This is a genomic window from Rhizobium sp. H4, from assembly GCF_003013335.1.
GTDB lineage: Bacteria > Pseudomonadota > Alphaproteobacteria > Rhizobiales > Rhizobiaceae > Rhizobium > Rhizobium sophoriradicis.
The window spans coordinates 294,795-312,804 of record NZ_PSOW01000003.1 but is presented as its reverse complement, the minus strand read 5'-3'; the positions used below and the strand labels follow the sequence as shown (position 1 = coordinate 312,804).

Annotated in this window: 15 protein-coding genes; 4 read left to right on the top strand and 11 right to left on the bottom strand. The window is 62.4% G+C overall.

Going from position 1 to position 18,010, the window contains the following annotated elements:
- Position 1 precedes the first annotated feature (1 nt).
- Both C4N04_RS06450 and C4N04_RS06445 read right to left on the bottom strand, forming a co-directional pair.
- A complete protein-coding gene (locus C4N04_RS06450; RefSeq protein WP_096762740.1) occupies positions 2–1,261 on the bottom strand; it encodes an ABC transporter substrate-binding protein in 1,260 nt (419 codons plus the stop codon).
- 166 nt (positions 1,262–1,427) lie between these two features.
- Complete coding sequence (locus tag C4N04_RS06445) at positions 1,428–3,947, bottom strand: hypothetical protein (RefSeq protein WP_106795623.1); 2,520 nt, start codon at positions 3,945–3,947, stop codon at positions 1,428–1,430.
- A gap of 187 nt (positions 3,948–4,134) precedes the next feature.
- Here C4N04_RS06445 and C4N04_RS06440 point away from each other — a divergent pair, with 187 nt between their 5' ends.
- Positions 4,135–5,190 (top strand): LacI family DNA-binding transcriptional regulator, encoded by a 1,056-nt coding sequence (locus tag C4N04_RS06440; RefSeq protein WP_106795622.1) that lies wholly within the window; start codon positions 4,135–4,137, stop codon positions 5,188–5,190.
- Between the two features lie 235 nt (positions 5,191–5,425).
- Here the strand turns inward: C4N04_RS06440 and C4N04_RS06435 are convergent, their stop codons facing one another.
- The 5 genes from C4N04_RS06435 to C4N04_RS06415 are packed head-to-tail and all read right to left on the bottom strand — an operon-like array spanning position 5,426 to position 10,565.
- Complete coding sequence (locus C4N04_RS06435) at positions 5,426–6,169, bottom strand: ABC transporter ATP-binding protein (protein ID WP_106795621.1); 744 nt, start codon at positions 6,167–6,169, stop codon at positions 5,426–5,428.
- Positions 6,166–7,005, bottom strand: coding sequence for an ABC transporter ATP-binding protein (locus tag C4N04_RS06430; RefSeq protein ID WP_106795620.1), 840 nt, complete (start codon positions 7,003–7,005; stop codon positions 6,166–6,168). Before C4N04_RS06430 ends, C4N04_RS06435 begins: the two co-directional genes overlap by 4 nt.
- Before the next feature lie 16 nt (positions 7,006–7,021).
- The gene (locus C4N04_RS06425; protein ID WP_106795619.1) at positions 7,022–7,924 is read right to left on the bottom strand and encodes an ABC transporter permease; all 903 of its coding nucleotides are present in this window, start codon (positions 7,922–7,924) and stop codon (positions 7,022–7,024) included.
- Entirely contained in the window at positions 7,921–8,949 is a 1,029-nt protein-coding gene (locus C4N04_RS06420; RefSeq protein ID WP_038688838.1) for an ABC transporter permease, read from the bottom strand. Before C4N04_RS06420 ends, C4N04_RS06425 begins: the two co-directional genes overlap by 4 nt.
- A 20-nt stretch (positions 8,950–8,969) precedes the next feature.
- Complete coding sequence (locus C4N04_RS06415; protein ID WP_106795618.1) at positions 8,970–10,565, bottom strand: ABC transporter substrate-binding protein; 1,596 nt, start codon at positions 10,563–10,565, stop codon at positions 8,970–8,972.
- Positions 10,566–10,697: 132 nt separating this feature from the next.
- On the opposite strand from C4N04_RS06415, the gene C4N04_RS06410 reads away from it, so the two are divergent.
- The 3 genes from C4N04_RS06410 (at position 10,698) to kdgD (ending at position 13,410) form a co-directional block, all read left to right on the top strand.
- A complete protein-coding gene (locus C4N04_RS06410) occupies positions 10,698–11,408 on the top strand; it encodes a FadR/GntR family transcriptional regulator (RefSeq protein ID WP_106795617.1) in 711 nt (236 codons plus the stop codon).
- A gap of 64 nt (positions 11,409–11,472) precedes the next feature.
- Positions 11,473–12,447, top strand: coding sequence for a mannonate dehydratase (locus C4N04_RS06405; RefSeq protein ID WP_106795616.1), 975 nt, complete (start codon positions 11,473–11,475; stop codon positions 12,445–12,447).
- 36 nt (positions 12,448–12,483) lie between these two features.
- Positions 12,484–13,410 (top strand): 5-dehydro-4-deoxyglucarate dehydratase, encoded by a 927-nt coding sequence (gene kdgD, locus C4N04_RS06400; protein ID WP_106795615.1) that lies wholly within the window; start codon positions 12,484–12,486, stop codon positions 13,408–13,410.
- A gap of 316 nt (positions 13,411–13,726) precedes the next feature.
- On the opposite strand, the gene ugpC is transcribed toward kdgD, so the two are convergent.
- From ugpC to C4N04_RS06380, 4 genes are all read right to left on the bottom strand, one after another.
- A complete protein-coding gene (gene ugpC, locus C4N04_RS06395) occupies positions 13,727–14,800 on the bottom strand; it encodes a sn-glycerol-3-phosphate ABC transporter ATP-binding protein UgpC (protein WP_106795614.1) in 1,074 nt (357 codons plus the stop codon).
- Between the two features lie 23 nt (positions 14,801–14,823).
- Positions 14,824–15,672 (bottom strand): carbohydrate ABC transporter permease, encoded by an 849-nt coding sequence (locus tag C4N04_RS06390; RefSeq protein WP_038688829.1) that lies wholly within the window; start codon positions 15,670–15,672, stop codon positions 14,824–14,826.
- The gene (locus C4N04_RS06385) at positions 15,665–16,603 is read right to left on the bottom strand and encodes a sugar ABC transporter permease (protein ID WP_009989437.1); all 939 of its coding nucleotides are present in this window, start codon (positions 16,601–16,603) and stop codon (positions 15,665–15,667) included. The genes C4N04_RS06390 and C4N04_RS06385 overlap by 8 nt, the downstream gene beginning before the upstream one ends.
- 83 nt (positions 16,604–16,686) lie before the next feature.
- Positions 16,687–17,991, bottom strand: coding sequence for an extracellular solute-binding protein (locus tag C4N04_RS06380; RefSeq protein ID WP_106795613.1), 1,305 nt, complete (start codon positions 17,989–17,991; stop codon positions 16,687–16,689).
- Between the last annotated feature and the right edge of the window lie 19 nt (positions 17,992–18,010).

Sequence of the window (18,010 nt, the reverse complement as noted above, 5' to 3'; positions counted from 1 at the left end):
GTCAGTTGCCGGCGACCTTGGCCTTGATGTCCTCGTCGATGCGGGCATAGGCGTCGTCAAGCTTCATTTCGCCGGCGATCACCTGGCTGATGCGGGCGACGATGGCGCTGTAATAGGCGTCCGACCACTTCCAGCCCGGCAGTTTGACTGCGGGTGCGGCCGTCTGGCCGGACGATTCGACGAAGGCCTTCAGCGCCGCCTGCACATGCTGATTGTCGGTCTTGAAGTCCATCTGGCCGGCGGCCACACCCTTATGCGCCGGAATGAACAGGCTGCGCTCGGCAAATTCCTTCTGCACGTCGGCGCCTGCCAGGTAGTCCATTACCTTGGCGACGTCCTTGGGGTTCTGGGTGTATTTGACGGCGACCAAACCGGCGCCGCCCAGCATGCCGGTGCAGGCGGCCGTGCCGCACGGGCTTCCCGCCATCACCCAGTCGAAACTGTCGCCGATCTTCTGGGCGAAGGCCGAAATCTGCCAGCTGCCGGAGTAATAATAGGCAAGGCCGCCATTGATGAAGTCCTCGGCCGCGGCGCGATAGGTGGTGCCGGCCGCACTCACCCAGACATCCTTGTTGACGATGCCCTCCTCGTTCCACTTGACGAAGCGGCTGAGGAACTCCTTGGCGCCCTGATCGATTGGCGCCGGCTTGCCGTCGGAGCCGATGTAGTTGGCGCCGTAGGAAATATTAGGGCCGGAGACGCGGTGGCCGGAGCGGTCGATCGCCATGGCGAAGACCTTCTGGCTGTCGGCGACCTTCTTGGCGGCCGCTGCCCAATCATCCCAGGTGGCCTTCGGGCCGGGGATTTCGACACCGGCCTGCTCGAACAGCGTCTTGTTGACGAAGCCGCCGGTCAGCGTCAGCTGGGTCATGAAGCCGGTAATGGCGTTCGAGCCGTCGGGACGCATCCAGTCGGCCTGGGCGCCGAAATTGTCGTCCCAATATTTCGCATCGGCCAGCAGCGGGCGAAGATCGAGCCAGTGCTGCGCCTGCGCCTTCAGATTGGTGACGCGGGCGATGTCGGGCCCCTTGCCGGCTTCGAGCTGCACCGGCAGCTGTTCCTTGACGACATCGTAGGAGACTTCGTCGAGGATGACGTTGACGTCGGGATTGGCCTTGGAGAAGCGCGACAGCAAGTCCTTGATGACAGCGCCTTCGCCGCCATCGGAATACCACATGATGCGCACGTCGCCGGCATGGGCAGCCACGGAACTCAACAGAACCGCGGCAAAGGCCGCGCCGATCGATTTCATTCTGGTCATTTTCTCCTCCTCTTGACCGATAAATTCCTACAGCGCCGCGCGTCTTTTCAGACGCGCAAAGGACGCTGTAACACTTTGAATTGCTGCATAATTTTATCCTTAAATCGATTCCGATTTAAGGAATTATGCAGCAGGTCCGGCCGGTCCTCCACCTGCCGGGCATCGTTTACGAGGCGGCGCGGCGAAGCTGCCTGCCCGGTATCTTTAGATGTACCGCGTCTCCCCGCACCGACCAGTCCGAGGGACGAAGAATGCGGCCTTCGGCGCGCACCGTGCCGTCCTCTTCGAAGACGACCTCGCCATAATCCGGATCGACAACGATCAATGCGCCCCCATTAGTGCGGCGGGCCACAAGGCTGGCGAAACGCTCCCGCATGCCGTCAAGACCGCCTTCGCGGCCGAGATCGGAGAGACGGACGATCCAGCGGCCCCGGCGGCCGGCAAGCCGCAGCTCGACATCCGCGGTCGGGCCCTGCTTCACCGGCTCCAGCGCTCCGTTGCCGATCAGCATGGCGACGCCGCCGCCGGAGCGGGCGAGCGCCAGATTGGCATCGACCACCGTTTCGTCGAAGGCTTCGAGCGGAAACCAGGCATGGGTGAAATCAGGCTGGCCCGCGTGGATCTCGAAATCGAGGATCGCTAGATCGCGATATTGATGCACACGCGGCAGCGTTCCGCAGCCGCCCCAGAAGCTCGGCCGGCCGTAGCCGAACTGGATGGTTTCGCCGGGATGGTTGATCCAGATCTGCGCTTCCGGCCGGTCGCCGAGGCGCAGATGCAGCACCGTCTCCTGATAGCCCCAGGCGCCGGGGCGGTAATGGGCGATGGTGCCGAGCGCGGTGTCGCGCGTCTTGTAGTGATAGAGGGCGGCGAACCGATTTTCGCCCTGGGAGAAGGTCCATTCCTGCGCGTCGTCGGACTGGTGCGCGGCGATTTCGGCGAGCGCCTCGGGGAACTGCAGGCCGTGATCGCGGATGCAGACGGCAAGCTGCGGCAGCGCATGGACGCGCCGGCCGTACCAGCCGCGGCCCCAGAGCAGCCGGGCGATGGCCGACAGCTCGACCGAGCGGCCTGGGCGCAGCGTATGTTCGTAGGAGCGGCCCTGGCTGCCGGTCAGCATGCCGTGATGGGCCGAGCGGGCGACGATTTCCATCAAGCGGACGATGCTGGCATTGGCCCGGGCGCGGATCGTATCATCCGGCGCGCAAGCGGCGAGCGCCGTCAGGCCCTTCAGGTCGATCGGGAAATAGGGAACGGAATTCCACTCGGCCATTTCCCAGCGTTCGAAATGATCGAGCCAGGCGCGGACCCGCTCTTCGCCGACCTTCATCTGCTCAGCGCCGGTGCGGCCGGAGCGGACGAAGATGGCATCGGAAAACAGCCTGCCGCCGAGATAAGCGGCGGTATGGAAGAGCAGCGCATGGTTTTCCGAAAAATACCACTGAACGTCGTTGCCCGGCTCGTCCATCCAATAGCGGTAATTGAGGACCGCCTGCTCGATTCTGTCGCGTAGCGCCGGTGAGAGCAAATCGCTCCAGCGCGTATAGGCAAAGAGCAGCGGCACCAGCACGAAATCGGCGCAGTCGTGACAATCCTCGATGACCGGCAGCATAGCCGAAATCATCGCCTCGGTCTCCTCGCCGCCCTGCCCCAGGGCAAGACGGGCGAAAGCGCAGACCGTGTCGGGTTCGGAATGGGCGGCGACTTCGGCAAGCGCCTCGGAGACGCGATCCGCCAGCACAGCGGGCGCTTGCCCCTGGCGTTGGGGGTGACAGATCTCGACGCCGAGCGTGCGGCCGAGCGAAAGTTCGCCTGTTTTGAAGGTGATGCGGAAATGGCGGAAATCGGCGGGCATATCCCCCGAGCTTCCGAGCGCCAGCTTGGTTGCGGCTTTCTCCAGCGGGAAATCATAGTCGAAGCGCTCGGTCGACATGAAGTCGCCTTCGATCTCGACATGGCAGCGCAGCGCCACCGGCAGGGGCGCGGGAAACAGGATCGCCACGTCCTCGCCGAGATAGGCGGTGCGGTCGAAGCGCATGCCTTCGAGGATCGCCTCCAGCCGATCCGCTTCATCGGCGGCGATCGGAACGGGAAGTGATGTTTCGACTTCCGGTCCGTCGAGATAATCCAGCTGGAAATAGAAGCGGGCGTCGCGCTCGGCGAGATCGTCGAAATAGACGCGGATCTCGTTGAGGCCGGCGACAAGCTCGACCTCGAAGGTCTGCTCGGCTTCCAGATTGCGCTCGTAAGGCGCCATGAAGCCCTGTTCGGCGCCGTTGACGAAGAGGATGGCGCCGCCGCAGGTCGACAGGCGGAGGTCAGCTGGCCCGGCCGTGCGGGCATCGAGGAAGGTGCGCGCCCAGCAGCCGATACGTGTCGGGCGAAACCAGAAGCCGGAGAGGTCGACACGCGGCGAGGCAAAGGGCAGCCACCAGCGGACGACCTCGAACTCGGCAGCTGGCTGCGGCCGCCGGCCGGAAAAGGCAGCCTTGAAGTCGGTGCGGCAGGGATATTCATGCGGAATGAAGTTCTTCGTCTTGGTGACGAAGAAAAACGGATCCATCCTGCCTTCCATCGGACGGTCGGTGACATCGTAGCGCGCCTGCGAGAGCTGGCCGAGCTGCCAGTAGACGATCGGGCTATTCTTTGCGGTATCGCGGCGGAGACGGGCTTGCTCAGCGGCCATCTGAAATCTGCTCCGGCCTTGGGATTTCCGAAAAAACGCCGTCGCATGGATGGCGGTCAAGCCGCATCTTCAAAGCCTCCCTGCTTTGCCTGGTGTCACGGACTCCTCATCGGCAATTGTGCATAGGCATTCCATTTGCGCAATCTGAAAGATTTTTGCATAAAGGAGTGGGAGCGAGGAAACCGACATGGCCCCGGACCAAAAGAAAGGCAGGCGCACGCGCCTCGACGACATCGCCGCCCGCTGCGGCGTATCAATCAGCACCGTCTCCCGGGCGCTCGCCGGTGAAAAGGGCGTCAGACCCGAGATCCGCAAGCTGGTGCTGGAAACGGCAAGTGCCGTCAGTTACGCGCTGCCGGCCAGTGTCGCCGGCAAGAAGGTGATGCTCGTCGCCTCCGGCGCGGCGATGATCGATTATGTCCGCAACCAGTTCACCCTCTACGTTCTCGAGGGCTTGAATGCGCGCGCGGCCGCCCTCGGCATCGAGATGGCGATGCGCCCGGTCGCCGACAAGGCGGACGAAGCTCGGGTCATCGCCGAGATGCGAGACGATTCTGGCTTTGGCGGCATGCTGATCCTGACCGTCGACGAGGAGGATATGCTGGCGGCGGCCGCAGGCTTGGGGAAACCTGTCGTGCTGGTCAATACCGACGATCCCTATATGCGGCTTTCGAGCGTGACGCCCTGCAACCGCTCGGCCGCCTTCATTGCCGCCGAGCGGCTGATCAGGGCCGGGCATCGACAGATCCTTTTCATGCTGCGCCCGGGCCGGCGGACGATCGAGCGGCGCCTGGAGGGCTGGCGTGATGCCCTGCTGCATCACGGGCTTAAGGCCAATGCCGCGCTGGTGCTCGAGGTCGATGACTGGCTGCCGGAACTCGGCGCCGAGGCCATCACCCGCCTCGTGCGCGACAAGGGCCTTTCCTTCACCGCCGTCCTGACGGCGGGCGACAGCCTTGCCAATGGCGCCATGCGTGGATTACAGGCGATGGGATATGCGGTACCACAGGACATCTCCGTCATGGGCATCGACGACCTGCCGCAATCGGCCTTTCTCAATCCGCCGCTGTCGAGCGTGCATATTCCGATGCGAGAACTCGGCGCCACCGCGCTCGATCTCCTGCGCGACATGATGCTCGGCCTTGCCGCGCCGCGCCGCCGTGTCGAGCTTGCCTGCCATCTCGTCGAAAGGAGCAGTGTGGCGGCTGTCAGCCGGCCTGCTGCGGCGCCGGCAGATCGCTGATGATCTCGGCCGAGAGATTGCGGGCACCCGCCCCTCATCCGCCTGCCGGCACCTTCTCCCCGTAAACGTGCGAAGAGACATGCCGCCGTCCGTTGTCCACCTCTCACATGGCACGTCCCCTCGCCCCGTTTACGGGGGTCCGAAGGACGGATCGGATGGCTCGACCCCGGTCGGTAGGGTGAGGGGCAAGAGCGATCGGTGCGAACCGGACAGCAACGGCAAGAGGCAGAGGTTATCAAGCCGCGATGAAGCTCGCCTCGAACAGCTCGCGCGCATAGGCATCATGGGTGGTGCCGGCCTGCAGATCCTCCTTGGTCAGTTCGTCGACGAAGCCGCCGTTCTTCATGATCAGCACCCGGTCGCACATATGGGCGATCACTGCGAGATCGTGGCTGACGAGCAGATAGGTCAGCCCCTTTTCCTCACGCTGATCGGCCAGCAGATTGAGGATTTCGGCCTGGACGGAGACGTCGAGCGCCGATGTCGGCTCGTCGAGCAGCAGGATGGGCGGCGACAGGATCAGCGCCCGGGCGATCGCCACGCGCTGCCGCTGGCCGCCGGAAAGCTCATGCGGAAAACGATTGGCGAAGCTGGCCGGCAGCCCCACCTGGATCAGTGCCCTTTCGACTTTCGACCAGATATCGGCATGGCGCATGGCGCGCAGCGGCTCGGCAAGCGCCGTGCCGATGCGATGGCGGGGATGCAGCGAGCCGTAAGGATCCTGAAACACCATCTGTGCCGACGTCAGTTCCTCGCGCGAGCGCGTCTTGCCGATCGGTTTGCCGCCAAGCTCGATCTGACCGGTCCAACCGGCCTCCATTCCGGCGAGGCAACGCAGCACCGTCGATTTGCCGCAGCCGGATTCGCCGACGATGCCGAGCGTCTCGCCCGGACTGACCTGAAAGCTGATGCCCCTGATGACATGGTTGCTGGATTTGCCGGCGGAAAAGACGACATCGAGATCACGGACATTGATCATTGCGCCGTCTCCAGATCGAGTTTCGCCCTGTCGAGAACGGCGAGCCGGCGAACCGGGTTCTTCGGGTCGGGCAGCGCCGATATCAGCCCGCGGGTATAGGGATGGCGGGCCTCCTCAAGACTGGTCAGCGTCTCGACAATGCGGCCGGCATACATGACGATGATGCGTTCGCAGAAGGCCGCGACCATGCGGATGTCATGGCTGATCAAAAGCAGGCCGGAATTGTTTTCGCGCACCAGCTCGTCGAGCAGCAGCAGCACGTCCTTTCGGACACTGACATCGAGCGCCGAGGTCGGTTCGTCGGCGATGACGAGCTTCGGCCGCGCCAAGAGCATCATGGCGATCATCACGCGCTGGCCCATGCCGCCCGATATCTGGTGGGGATAAAGCGCCATGACCCGATCGGGATCGCTGATGCGCACGCGCTCCAGCATGGCGCGGACGGCATCCCGCGCCTGAGTGCCGCGAAGGCCGAGGTGAAGACGGGCGGCCTCGCCGATCTGCTTGCCGATCGACAGCACCGGGTTCAGGGAATAACGCGGATCCTGCATGATCAGCGCGATATCCTTGCCGCGCAGCGTCCCCATCTGGCGCTCGGTCTTGGCAAGCAGCGAACTTCCGGCAAGATCGAGGCGTTCGGCGGAGACGATCGCAGCCGGCGGCAACAGGCGCATGACAGCGCGCCCGGTCGTCGACTTGCCGGAACCGGATTCGCCAACGATGCCGACACGTTCGCGCCCGACATCGAAGCTGACACTGGAGACCGCGGGCACAGCACCCCGTCCGAAGCGGACGGTCAAATCCTTGACGGAGAGAACGGGTTGAAGATCTTGCATGTCACGATCTTTCTTTTCACGATCTGGCATGCCGCGGATCCAGAATGTCGCGCAGAGCATCTCCGGCGATGTTGAAGGCAAGGCTGGTCAGCAGGATGGCGATACCGGGCATGACGGCAACCCACCAGTAATCGAGCATGAACTTGCGGCCGTTGGAGATCATCGCACCCCATTCGGGCGCCGGCGGCTGGGCGCCGAGGCCAAGGAAGCCGAGCGAGGCAGCCGTCAGGATGATGCCCGCCATGTTGAGGGTCAGCCGGACGATCACCGATGGAATGCACATGGGCGCGATATAAAGCAGCAGGATGCGCAGCGGCGAAGCGCCGTACAGGCGGGCGGCGACCACATAATCGGCATTTCTGACGACCAGCGCTTCGGCGCGGGCAAGCCTTGCAATCGGCGGCCAGGCCGTCAGCGAGATAGCAATGATCGCCGTGCCGAGACCGGCGCCGAGCGCGGCGGCAAAGGCGAGCGCCAGGATCAGCGAGGGGAAAGAGAGCACGATATCAGTGGCGCGCATCAGCAAGGCATCGGTATTGCCGCCGAAGAAGCCGGCGACGACGCCAATCAGCAATCCGATCGGCCCGACGATCAGGGACACCGACAGCACTGTCTGGATGGTGATGCGGGTGCCGAAGATCAGGCGGCTCAAAATATCGCGGCCGAATTCGTCGGTGCCGGCCAGATGCGCAAGGCTTGGAGGCTGCAAGGCATCACCAAGCGCCTGGATTGTGGGATCGTAGGGCGCCAGAAGCGGCGCGAAAATCGCGACGATGCAAAGCAGACCGAGAATGACGAAGCCGGCAAGACCGAGCGGCTCGTCGGCCAGTTTGCGGCCGGCGCGCCCGAACGAGGCGGCAACGCGGCTCGGCATGCTCGGCGGGCGGATCCGGATCTCGCTGTTGACGGCGTCGCTCATCGGGTCGCCTCCCGCATGCGCGGATCGAGCAGGGCGTAGGCGACATCGGCCAGGAAGTTCAGGAACATGAAGATGAATCCAACGATGATGGTGGCTGCGACGATAGCGTTCATGTCTCCGATCATCAGCGCGTTCGTCATATATTGGCCGATGCCCGGCCAGGAGAAGACGATCTCGGTGACGACGGCGCCTTCGAGCAGCCCGCCATAGGAAATGGCAAGGATGGTGATCAGCTGCACCGCAATATTCGGCAGGACATGGCGCAGAACCGTGCCGGTCGGGCTGACACCCTTGGCGCGGGCGGCAATGACATAATCCTGGCTCAGCTGCTCCAGCGTGAAGCTGCGGGTCATGCGGGTGATGTATGCCATCGCCGCATAGGCAAGGATGATGGCCGGAAGAATGATGTGGCCGAGCGCGTTCCAGAAGATTTCGGTCTCGCCCTGCAGCAGGCTGTCGACCAGCAGCAGACCGGTCTGCGGTGTGACCAGCCCCTCGTAGAAGACGTCAACCCTGCCCGGCCCGCCGACCCAGTTCAGGCCGGCATAGAAGATGACGAGTCCGACGATACCGAACCAGAAGACCGGGATCGAATGGCCGACGAGGGCGACAACCCGGGCGATCTTGTCGATCAGGCTGTCGCGAAACAGCGCCGCGACCAGGCCGAGCGGCACGCCGACGAAGGTCGAAATGATCACCGCCAGCGTCGCAAGTTCGAATGTCGCGGGAAAGGCCTGTGCGAGGTCCGAAGAAACGGGATTGCCGGTGAGCACAGCCGTGCCGAAATCACCATGGGCGAGGCCGTTCAGATAGAGGAAGAACTGCTGATAGATCGGCAGATCGAGCCCCAGGCGCGTCCGCATCGCCGCATAGGCGGCGGGATCGGCGAGTTCGCCGACGATCGCGCCGACGGGATCCGTGGGCAGGACGCGGCCGATTACGAAGGTCACACACAAGAGGATGAACAGGCTGACGAGCAGATGCGCCAGGCGTCGGCCAAATTCGGCTACAGAGAGTTCCTTCATGATCGGCGGCCTCGGGAGTATTACTGGGTTTCGGACTTCGTGACGTTCTCGAGGCGCGTCAGCTGGGTCGGGTGCCCGACATATCCCTCAACCTTGCTCGACAGGACGATCGGCTCGAAGCGCTCGAACATCGGCAGCACCGCCGGCTTCTGCTCGACGAACATGTTCTGCATCTGAACATAGAGCTCGCCGCGCTTCGTCGCGTCCGGCTCCATCGAAGCCTTGGCCGTCAAAGCCGTCAGTTCCGGAATGTCCCAGGCCGAGCGCCAGACGAAGTTGCCGGCATTGTTGGCTTCCTTCGAATTGTCCGGGTTCGACGAGAACTGCTCCATCGATCCGAGCACATTCGGCATGTAGGCGCTGGTCTGCGGGATCAGCAGGTCGAAATCCCGGGCGCGGTGGGCGGCGATGATTTCCGAGCCGTTGCCTTGCTGGATATCGACCTTGATGCCGACCTGGGCAAGCGATGCCTGGATGGCGGTGGCAAGATCGATGCGCGGCGTCTGCGCGATCGTCTTCAGCGTCAGCGAGAAGCCGTCCTTGTAGCCTGCCTCAGCCAGCAGCTGCTTGGACTTCTCGACGTCGAGATGCCAATCGGGGCTCGGGATCGCAGATTCGAAATTCTCTGGCACGGGAACGGTTCTCGCCCGCCCGTAAGGACCCATGATGGTCTTCTCGATGCCCTTGTAATCGATGCCGTAGGCGATCGCCTCGCGGACCTTCGGGTTGGAGAGATACTGGTTGCCGGCATTCATCGACAGCACGTAGAAGCCGCCTGTCGGGATGCGCTGAATGGTAAAGCCCTCTTTGTCCTTGAAGGTCGCGAGATCGGCTGCGGTCAGCGCGCTGGCGATATCGATGTCGCCTCGCTCCAACATCAGCCGCTCAACCTGGCTTTCCGGAACATGGCGGACGATGACGCGCTTCATCTTCGGAGCACCGGTGACATAATCCTTGTTGGCGTCGAGGATCACGAGTTCGTTAGGAGACCAGCGGTTCAGGGTGAACGGACCGGAGCCGGCCGAGTGCGTGCGCATCCAGGCGTTTCCCCAGTCGTTGTCGGTGACATGCTTCTGCACTTCGACGCTGTCGACGACGCTGGTGGTCGATGCCGCGAGCCGGTAGAGCAGCATTTCCGCCGTCACCTGCCCGGAAAAATCAATGCGAACGGTCTTGTCGTCGACCGCCGTGACAAGCTTGTCGACATTGGTCTTGTCATAACCGATGCGCTTGAGGTTGGCGGCGGCGGCCTGGTCGAGCTTCAATAGTCGCCCCAGCGAATAGACGACATCCTTTGCCGTGACAGGATTGCCGGAGGCGAAATTGGCCTGGCGCAGCGTGAAGGTGATGCCCTTGTCGTCGACCTTCCAGCTTTCGGCGAGCTGCGGCACGATCTTGCCATCAGGCGTGCTGTTGACCAGCCGGTCATAAAGGTTCGACATGATCTCGACCGCCTTGCCCTCGGTCGCCTGATGCGGATCGAGCGACAGAACCTGCGCCAATGATGTTCCGATCACCAGCTGGTCCTTGGGCGTGGCGGCGTATGAGAGCGGCGCAGCGATCGTCAGAGCACCGAAGACGGCGCCGACGAACAGGCCTTTAGAAAAATGCTTCATTGTCACTCCTCCCTGAATTACTATAAGAGACATATTATGTCGTCCGTATGTCGTATTATGATTTATCGAAGTCCAAAACGATTTGCAAGAGCCGTGCGGAAGACTTGAGGCGAAGGAACTGGGGAATAGAAAATGACGACACTCAGCCGTGGGCGGCAAAGACTGGCGCAGCAGGTCATCGATCAGCTGCGGGCACAAATCGAGACGGGGAAATTGCGCGTCGGCGACCAGCTGCCGACCGAGCCGCAACTCGAATCGACCTTCGGCGTCAGCCGCACCGTGGTGCGCGAGGCCATCGCCGATCTGAGGGCTGCCGGTTTCGTCCGGCCGATCCAGGGCAAAGGCGTTTTCGTCGCGGATCCGAAGGTCCATTCGGCGATGTCGCTGACGCCGGTGGAAATCAAAAGCATTCCGGAAACCCTTGAATTGCTGGAGTTTCGCATGGCGACCGAGGGCGAAGCGGCGGCGATTGCCGCCTATCGTCGCACCGCCGAACAGGAGGCCGCGATCCGCGAGGCCAACCGCAAAATGGCGCAGCTGATCGAGAGCGCACAGCAAACCGTGGAGGCGGATTATGCCTTTCACATGGCGATCGCCGCGGCCACCAACAATCGATTCTATGTCGACGTGCTGCGCCATTTCGGCCCCCGCGCCATCCCGCGCGGGCAGTTCCCGACGCTGCCCGAAGCCAATGACCGCGACTATCTGCAAAAGGTCCATGCCGAACATGTGGAGATCCTGTCGGCGATCGCCGATCAGGATCCGGACCGCGCGCGCCAAGCGATGCGCGCCCATTTGATGGCGAGCCAAAGGCGCTATCGAATGCTCGCGGAGCAGCAATAGGGCTCGACACCCTTTCGAATTCATATTATGTCATATGACCTTGTTGAATTCGAGAGGGTCTCTAATGTATTTGGGAACACAGGTGGCGGCGCGGGATGACGACGATTATCGGATCTTCGCGCAATTGGGCGTCAAGCATATCAGCGCCGATCCGCCGGGAAAGCCGAGCAGCTGGACACTTGCCGACATCGAGCGCCATCGCGACAAGGTCGAAAGCTTCGGCCTGATCCTCGACATGATCCAGCTGCCCCTACCCTCGCAGCCGATCGAGAGGGCCTCCTATCCCGATATTCTGCTCGCCGGTCCCGAGCGCGACCGGCAGATCGATGCGGTCTGCACCATGATCGAGAATGTCGCGAAGGCTGGCATTCCGGCGGTGAAATACAATCTCAACCTGATCGGCATTCCCCGCACCCCGGATGAGCCGGGGCGTGGCGGCTCGATGAATGCCAGCTTCCGCTGGGACAAGACCGATCAGCAGGCCGCACCTGGTCTTGCCGGCGTGCTCTCCGAGGACGAAAACTGGGAACGGATCGACTATTTCCTCGAAAGGGTCGTGCCGGTTGCCGAAAGTAACCGCGTCAGGCTCGCCTGCCATCCGCACGATCCCTATACGCCGCCCGGCTATCGCGGCGTCACGCGGGTGCTCGGCACGGTGGAAGGCCTGAAGAAGTTCGTGCTAATGCGCGAAAATGCCTATCACGGCCTGAATTTCTGCCAGGGATCGATCGGCGAGATGCTCGAAAATCCCGGCGAGGAGATCGACGACGTCATTCGCTGGTTCGGTCAGCGCGACAAGATCTTCAACGTCCACTTCCGCAATATTCGCGGCGGCAAGCTTTCCTTCATGGAGACCTTCCCCGATGAAGGAGACATGGACATGGTCCGCTCGGCCAGGATCTACAAGGAAGTCGGCTTCAAATACATGCTGATGCCCGACCATGTGCCGACCGTCAGCGGCAAGGATCCGTCCGCCACCGCATTCGCCTTCTGCTACGGCTATATCGCAGCGCTTCTGCAAGTGCTCGAGAGCGCCTGACGCCGCCGATTTTCAACACCCAAGGAATAGGACTTGATGATGAACCCGATTGAATTGAAGAAGGCCGTCGGCAGTGGCCTGCTCTCGTTTCCGGTCACGCATTTCGACGACCACCTGAAATTCGACGAGGCGAAGTACCGCCGCCATGTCGAGTGGCTTGCCGGTTACGACGCCGCCGCACTGTTTGCCGCCGGCGGCACCGGGGAGTTCTTCTCGCTCAATCCGAGCGAGATTCCGCAGGTCGTACGAGCCGCCAAGGCATCGGCGGGCAATACGCCGATCATCTCCGGAACCGGCTACGGCACGTCGCTTGCCATCGAAATCGCACAGGCGGCCGAAAGGGCAGGCGCCGACGGATTGCTGCTGCTCCCGCCCTATCTGATGTTTGCCGAACAGGCCGGCCTGATCGCCCACGTCAAGGCGGTCTGCCAATCGGTCGGCATCGGCGTCATCGTCTATAACCGCGACAACGCCGTCCTCACCGCCGAGAGCATCGCGCGGCTCGCCGAGGAATGCCCGAACCTGATCGGCTTCAAGGACGGCGTCGGCGATGTCGACAAGGTCATCGAGATCACCACGCTGCTCGGCGACCGTCTCGTCTATGTCGGTGGCATGCCGACCCACGAGGTCTATGCGCAAGCCTATTTTGCCGCCGGTGTGACGACCTACTCGTCCGCAGTTTTCAACTTCGTCCCTGCCCTCGCCCAGCGCTTTTACGGCGCCTTGCGCACCGGCGACCAGGCGACCGTCGATGAAATCCTGAAAAGCTTCTTCTTCCCCTTCGTCGCCTTGCGCAATCGCAAGAAGGGCTATGCTGTCTCGATCATCAAGGCGGGGCTTCGCGTCCTCGGACAGAATCCAGGCCCCGTGCGCCCGCCTTTGACGGATCTCACCCAGGAAGAACTGGCGCTGCTGGAGAAGATCGTCCAGACCAACGGCGTCTCGAAGATCGCGGCGGAATAATCGTCGACGGAGGACAGCAGCAGTATCTGCCGCGCCCTCTCGATTCCCTCTTCTCCCCTCGGGGAGAAGGTGCCCGTAGGGCGGATGAGGGGGCCAGCATCGCCGGTCTCTCCTTCACCCCTCTGCGGGCTTCGACCGTCCGGCTCATCTCGACCATGCTCGGGGTGCTGGGCACAACATTTCCGTCGGCGAGCCGGAATAGAATTTACGTGAGGGGGTGCTGTTCCGCCCCCTCATCCGCCTGCCGGCACCTTCTCCCGGAGTGGAGAAGAGGATGCGCCGCACCCTCTCCGTTCCCCAGCAGACTTAACCGCGTTTACAGCGCCATCCCGCTGCCGCGATCAAAGACATGCACCTGGTCGCTGGCGATGCTTGCCTCGAAGACGGCGCCGTAGCGGGCAGGATATTCGCCGTCGACAATTGCGGTCACCTGCTGGCCGGCGAGATCGAAGACCACATGGGTCTGGGCGCCTGTGGGTTCCACCAGCATGGTGCGGCCGGCGAGCGGCGTGCCGGCCGATATGCCGGGAACGAGATGTTCGGGGCGCAGGCCGATGGTGATGGCCTGGCCGGGTCTGACCCTGCGGTCGGGCGCAAGGCGGATCGCCGTGCCGTCTTCGAGGCGGGCGGCGGGCGCACCGTTTTCACCGTCGACAGTACCCTCAAGCATGTTCATCGCCGGCGAGCCGATGAAGGCGGCGACGAAGAGGTTGGCCGGCTTCTTGTAAAGTTCGAGCGGCGTCCCCGACTGCTCCACCCTGCCCTGGTTGAGCACGACGATGCGGTCAGCGAGCGTCATTGCTTCGATCTGGTCGTGGGTGACATAGATCGAGGTGGTTTTCACCTTCTGGTGCAGCGTCTTGATCTCCGAACGCATCTGCACGCGGAGTTTAGCATCGAGGTTGGAGAGCGGCTCATCAAACAGGAAGACGGCCGGATTGCGCACGATGGCGCGGCCCATGGCGACACGCTGGCGCTGACCGCCGGAAAGCTGGGCCGGCTTGCGGTCGAGCAACTGGGCGAGATCGAGCATGCGGGCGGCTTCAGCAACGCGGGCCTCGATCTCAGGCTTCTGAACGCCGGCAAGCTTCAGGTTGAAGCCCATGTTTTCGGCGACGGTCATATGCGGATAGAGCGCGTAGGACTGGAAGACCATGGCGATATTGCGCTCGCGCGGCGTCATGCCGTTGACGACATTGCCGCCGATCGCGATCTCGCCGTCGGTGATCTCTTCCAGGCCGGCGATCATCCGCAACAGCGTCGATTTTCCGCAGCCGGACGGCCCGACCAGGGCAACGAATTCGCCATCTTCGATATGAAGCGAAATGCCGTGGATGACGTCGACGGCGCCATAGGCCTTGCTTACATCGTGCAGTGAAACGGATGCCATGATTGCAACTCCAATGGTTCGGCTCAGGACTTGACGGCGCCTGCGGTCAGGCCGGCGATGATGTGCCGCTGGGCGACGAAAAAGACGATGATGGTGGGAAGGATGGTCAGCGTGATGAAGGCCAGCACCAGCTGCCATTCCGTGCCGTATTCGCCGCGATAGACCATGATGCCGAGTGGCCAGGGATATTTCGATTCCGAGTTCAGCATGATCAGCGGCAAGATGTAGCTGTTCCAGCTGCCGACGAAGGAAATGATGCTGACGGTGGCGACGATCGGCCGCGAAAGCGGCAGCGAGATATGCCAGAAGAACCGGAGATAACCGCAGCCGTCGACGAAGGCCGCCTGAAATAACTCCTCCGGCAGATTGCGGAAATAATTGCGGAACAAGAGGATGCTCATGCCGAGGCCGAAGGCCACCTGCGGCAGCACCACGCCCCAATAGGTGTTCAGCAAGCCGAGATCGCGAATGCGGATGAAGAGCGGCAGGATCGCGGTCGCCGCCGGAAACATCAGGCCGAGCAGGAAATAATTGAGCAGGAAGGACGAGCCGAAGAAACGGACATGGGCAAAGGCAAAGGCCGCCATCGACGAGACGATCAGCGTCAGCAGCACGGTGAGCGCTGCAATGACAAGCGAATTGCCGATCTGCAGCCAGTAACGCTCGCCGAAGAGGATATCGGTGTAGTTCGTCCACTGCCATTCGGTCGGCAGGCCGAATGGATTGGTGCGCAGGTCGCCCAGCGTCTTGAAGCCGCCAAGCGCTGTCGTCAGCAGCGGGATCAGCACGATGGCGGCAATCAGGCTCAGCGACACGTAGAGGTAGATGCGGGTCGATGTGCGCATGCGGATGGAAGAGCTCATATCAGTCATGGCGCATGAAGATCCTTTTGTAACCGAAGGCGAGCGTCACGCAGATGATGAAGAGCACGACGCCGACGGCGCTGCCGAGACCGACCTGCATGCGCATGACGCCATAGGTGTAGAGGAAGGTGACCATCGTCTGGGTGGAGTTGGACGGTCCTCCGCCGGTCAGCGGCATGATCATGTCGAAGAGCTGCAGCGAGCCGACGACGGCAAAGAAGATCGACAGGCGCAAGGTCGAGCCGAGCAGCGGCAAGGTGACGTAACGGAATTTCTGCCAGCCGGTGGCGCCGTCGATCTCGGCCGCCTCAAGCACGCTCTTGTCGACCGATTGCAGGCCGGCGATGAACAGCATCATGTGAAAGCCGAAATACTTCCACACGACGACCCCGAGCACGGCATAGATCGCCACGTCCTTGTCGGCGAGCACATAGGGGTTGGCGAAGCCGAAGAAGTTGGAAATGGCGGCAAACAGGCCGTAATCGCCGTCATAGACGAAGCGCCAGATCAGGCCGGCGGCGACATCCGCCAGAACATAGGGCAGGAAGAAGATCAGCCGGTAGCCGACGACACCGGGAATGCGGTGGGCGAGCATGGTGGCAAGCCAGATGGCGAGCGGCACCTGGATGCAGATCGAGATGACGATGATCAGGCCGTTATTGACCAGTGCCTGGGTAAATGCCGCATTTCTGAACAGGACCTGGAAATTGCGCAGGGCGATGAACTCGGTCGGCGTGCCGTAGCCATTCCATTTATAGAGGCTGTACCAGGCCGCCTCGCCCATCGGCATGATGACGAAGAGCGTGAACAGCAGCAGCGCCGGCGGCAGGAAGAGCAATAGCACGGCCAGCCGGTCGTGAGCGACCGAGCTTTTCCGGTTTGCGGCTCGTCGGGCCGGCCTTGCAGCCGATGTCATCGAGGGGACTGAAATATTGGCCATGGATCCTGCTTTCGTTCGTCGGCAGCAATGCCGGCGCTCCGCCGCTTTTGGCAGGAGCGCCGGGAAGGCTCTGCGGGCGCTGGTTATTGTTCCAGTTCGAAAGCGTCCTGGATCATCTGGGCGCCGTCCTTGGAATTCATCTGGCCAGAGACGATTTCCACCGAGACGTCGTTGACGACGCGGCCGACGGCGGCGCCGAGATCCTGGTCGAAGAAGTTCTGATGCCAGGTCGAACCCGCAAGCTGCTTGGCCGATTCGGCGAGCAGCGGGCTTGTGACACCGTCGCCGGCGCCGACGGCAACCGGCAGAAGCATGCCGGCCTTGGCCATTGCCCGCTCATTCTCCGCGTTCGTCAGGAATGCGAGGAAGTCGATCGCTTCCTTGGACGCCTTCTTGGTGACGGCCCAGCCGTTCAAACCGCCGAGCGTATCGGTCGGCTTGCCGGCGCCGCCCTCGACCGCCGGGAAGGCAAAACGGCCGATATTGTCGGTCGCTAGCCCCTTACCGTCACCGGCATTCTTGCGCTGGTTAGCTTCGGTGTTTTCGAAGCCGAGGATCATCGCAGCCTTGCCGTCACCAAAAACGCCGAGCGTCTGCGGCCAGGTGGCGCCGAGATAGCCGGGCTGGAACGGTTCGAGCTTGCCGAGTTCGGCGAGATCGTCGCCGGCCTTGATGATAGCGGGATCGAGGAAGCCTTCACCTTCACCGTTCTTGGCCGCGTCGAAGACCTTCTGGCCACCCTCGCGCATGACGAGATAGCTCCAATAGAAATGGATCGGCCATTTCTCACCGCCGCCGCCGGCAATCGGCACGATACCGGCCGCCTTGATCTTCTTCACCGTGTCGAGAAAATCAGCCCAGCTCTTGATGTCCCCGGCCTTGACGCCTGCCTTGGCAAACAGCGCCTTATTGTAGAAGAAGCTGACCAGGCCGACCTTATAGGGGATAGCCCAGGTCTTGCCCTCGAAAGTCAGGCCTTTGACCGATGCCGGCGTATAAGCCTTGCGCAGTTTGCCGCCATCGGCGTCGAGGGCTGCCGTCACATCTTGCAGAGCGCCGGTCTCGGACTGCTGCTTTAACACTCCGCCGCCCCAGCTATAGAAGAAATCCGGCACGTCGTCGGACTGCAACAGCGTCGGAAGTTTGGCCTTGAACGCCTCGTTTTCGAGGAACTGCATCTGGATGTCGACGTCGGGATGCTGGGCTTCGTATTTCTTGACGATGTCTTCCCAGGCCGCAACATTTTTCGGGTCGAGCTCGAGATGCAGCCATTTGACCACCGTGGTCGCCGAGGCAGCGCCTGCTCCCGCCAGCAGCATGCCGGCTGCCGCGGCCATGGATACGAAACGCCTGCCGCCGAATGCTGCGTTCTTCAGCATGAACTTCATGATTTTCCTCCCAGGGGAC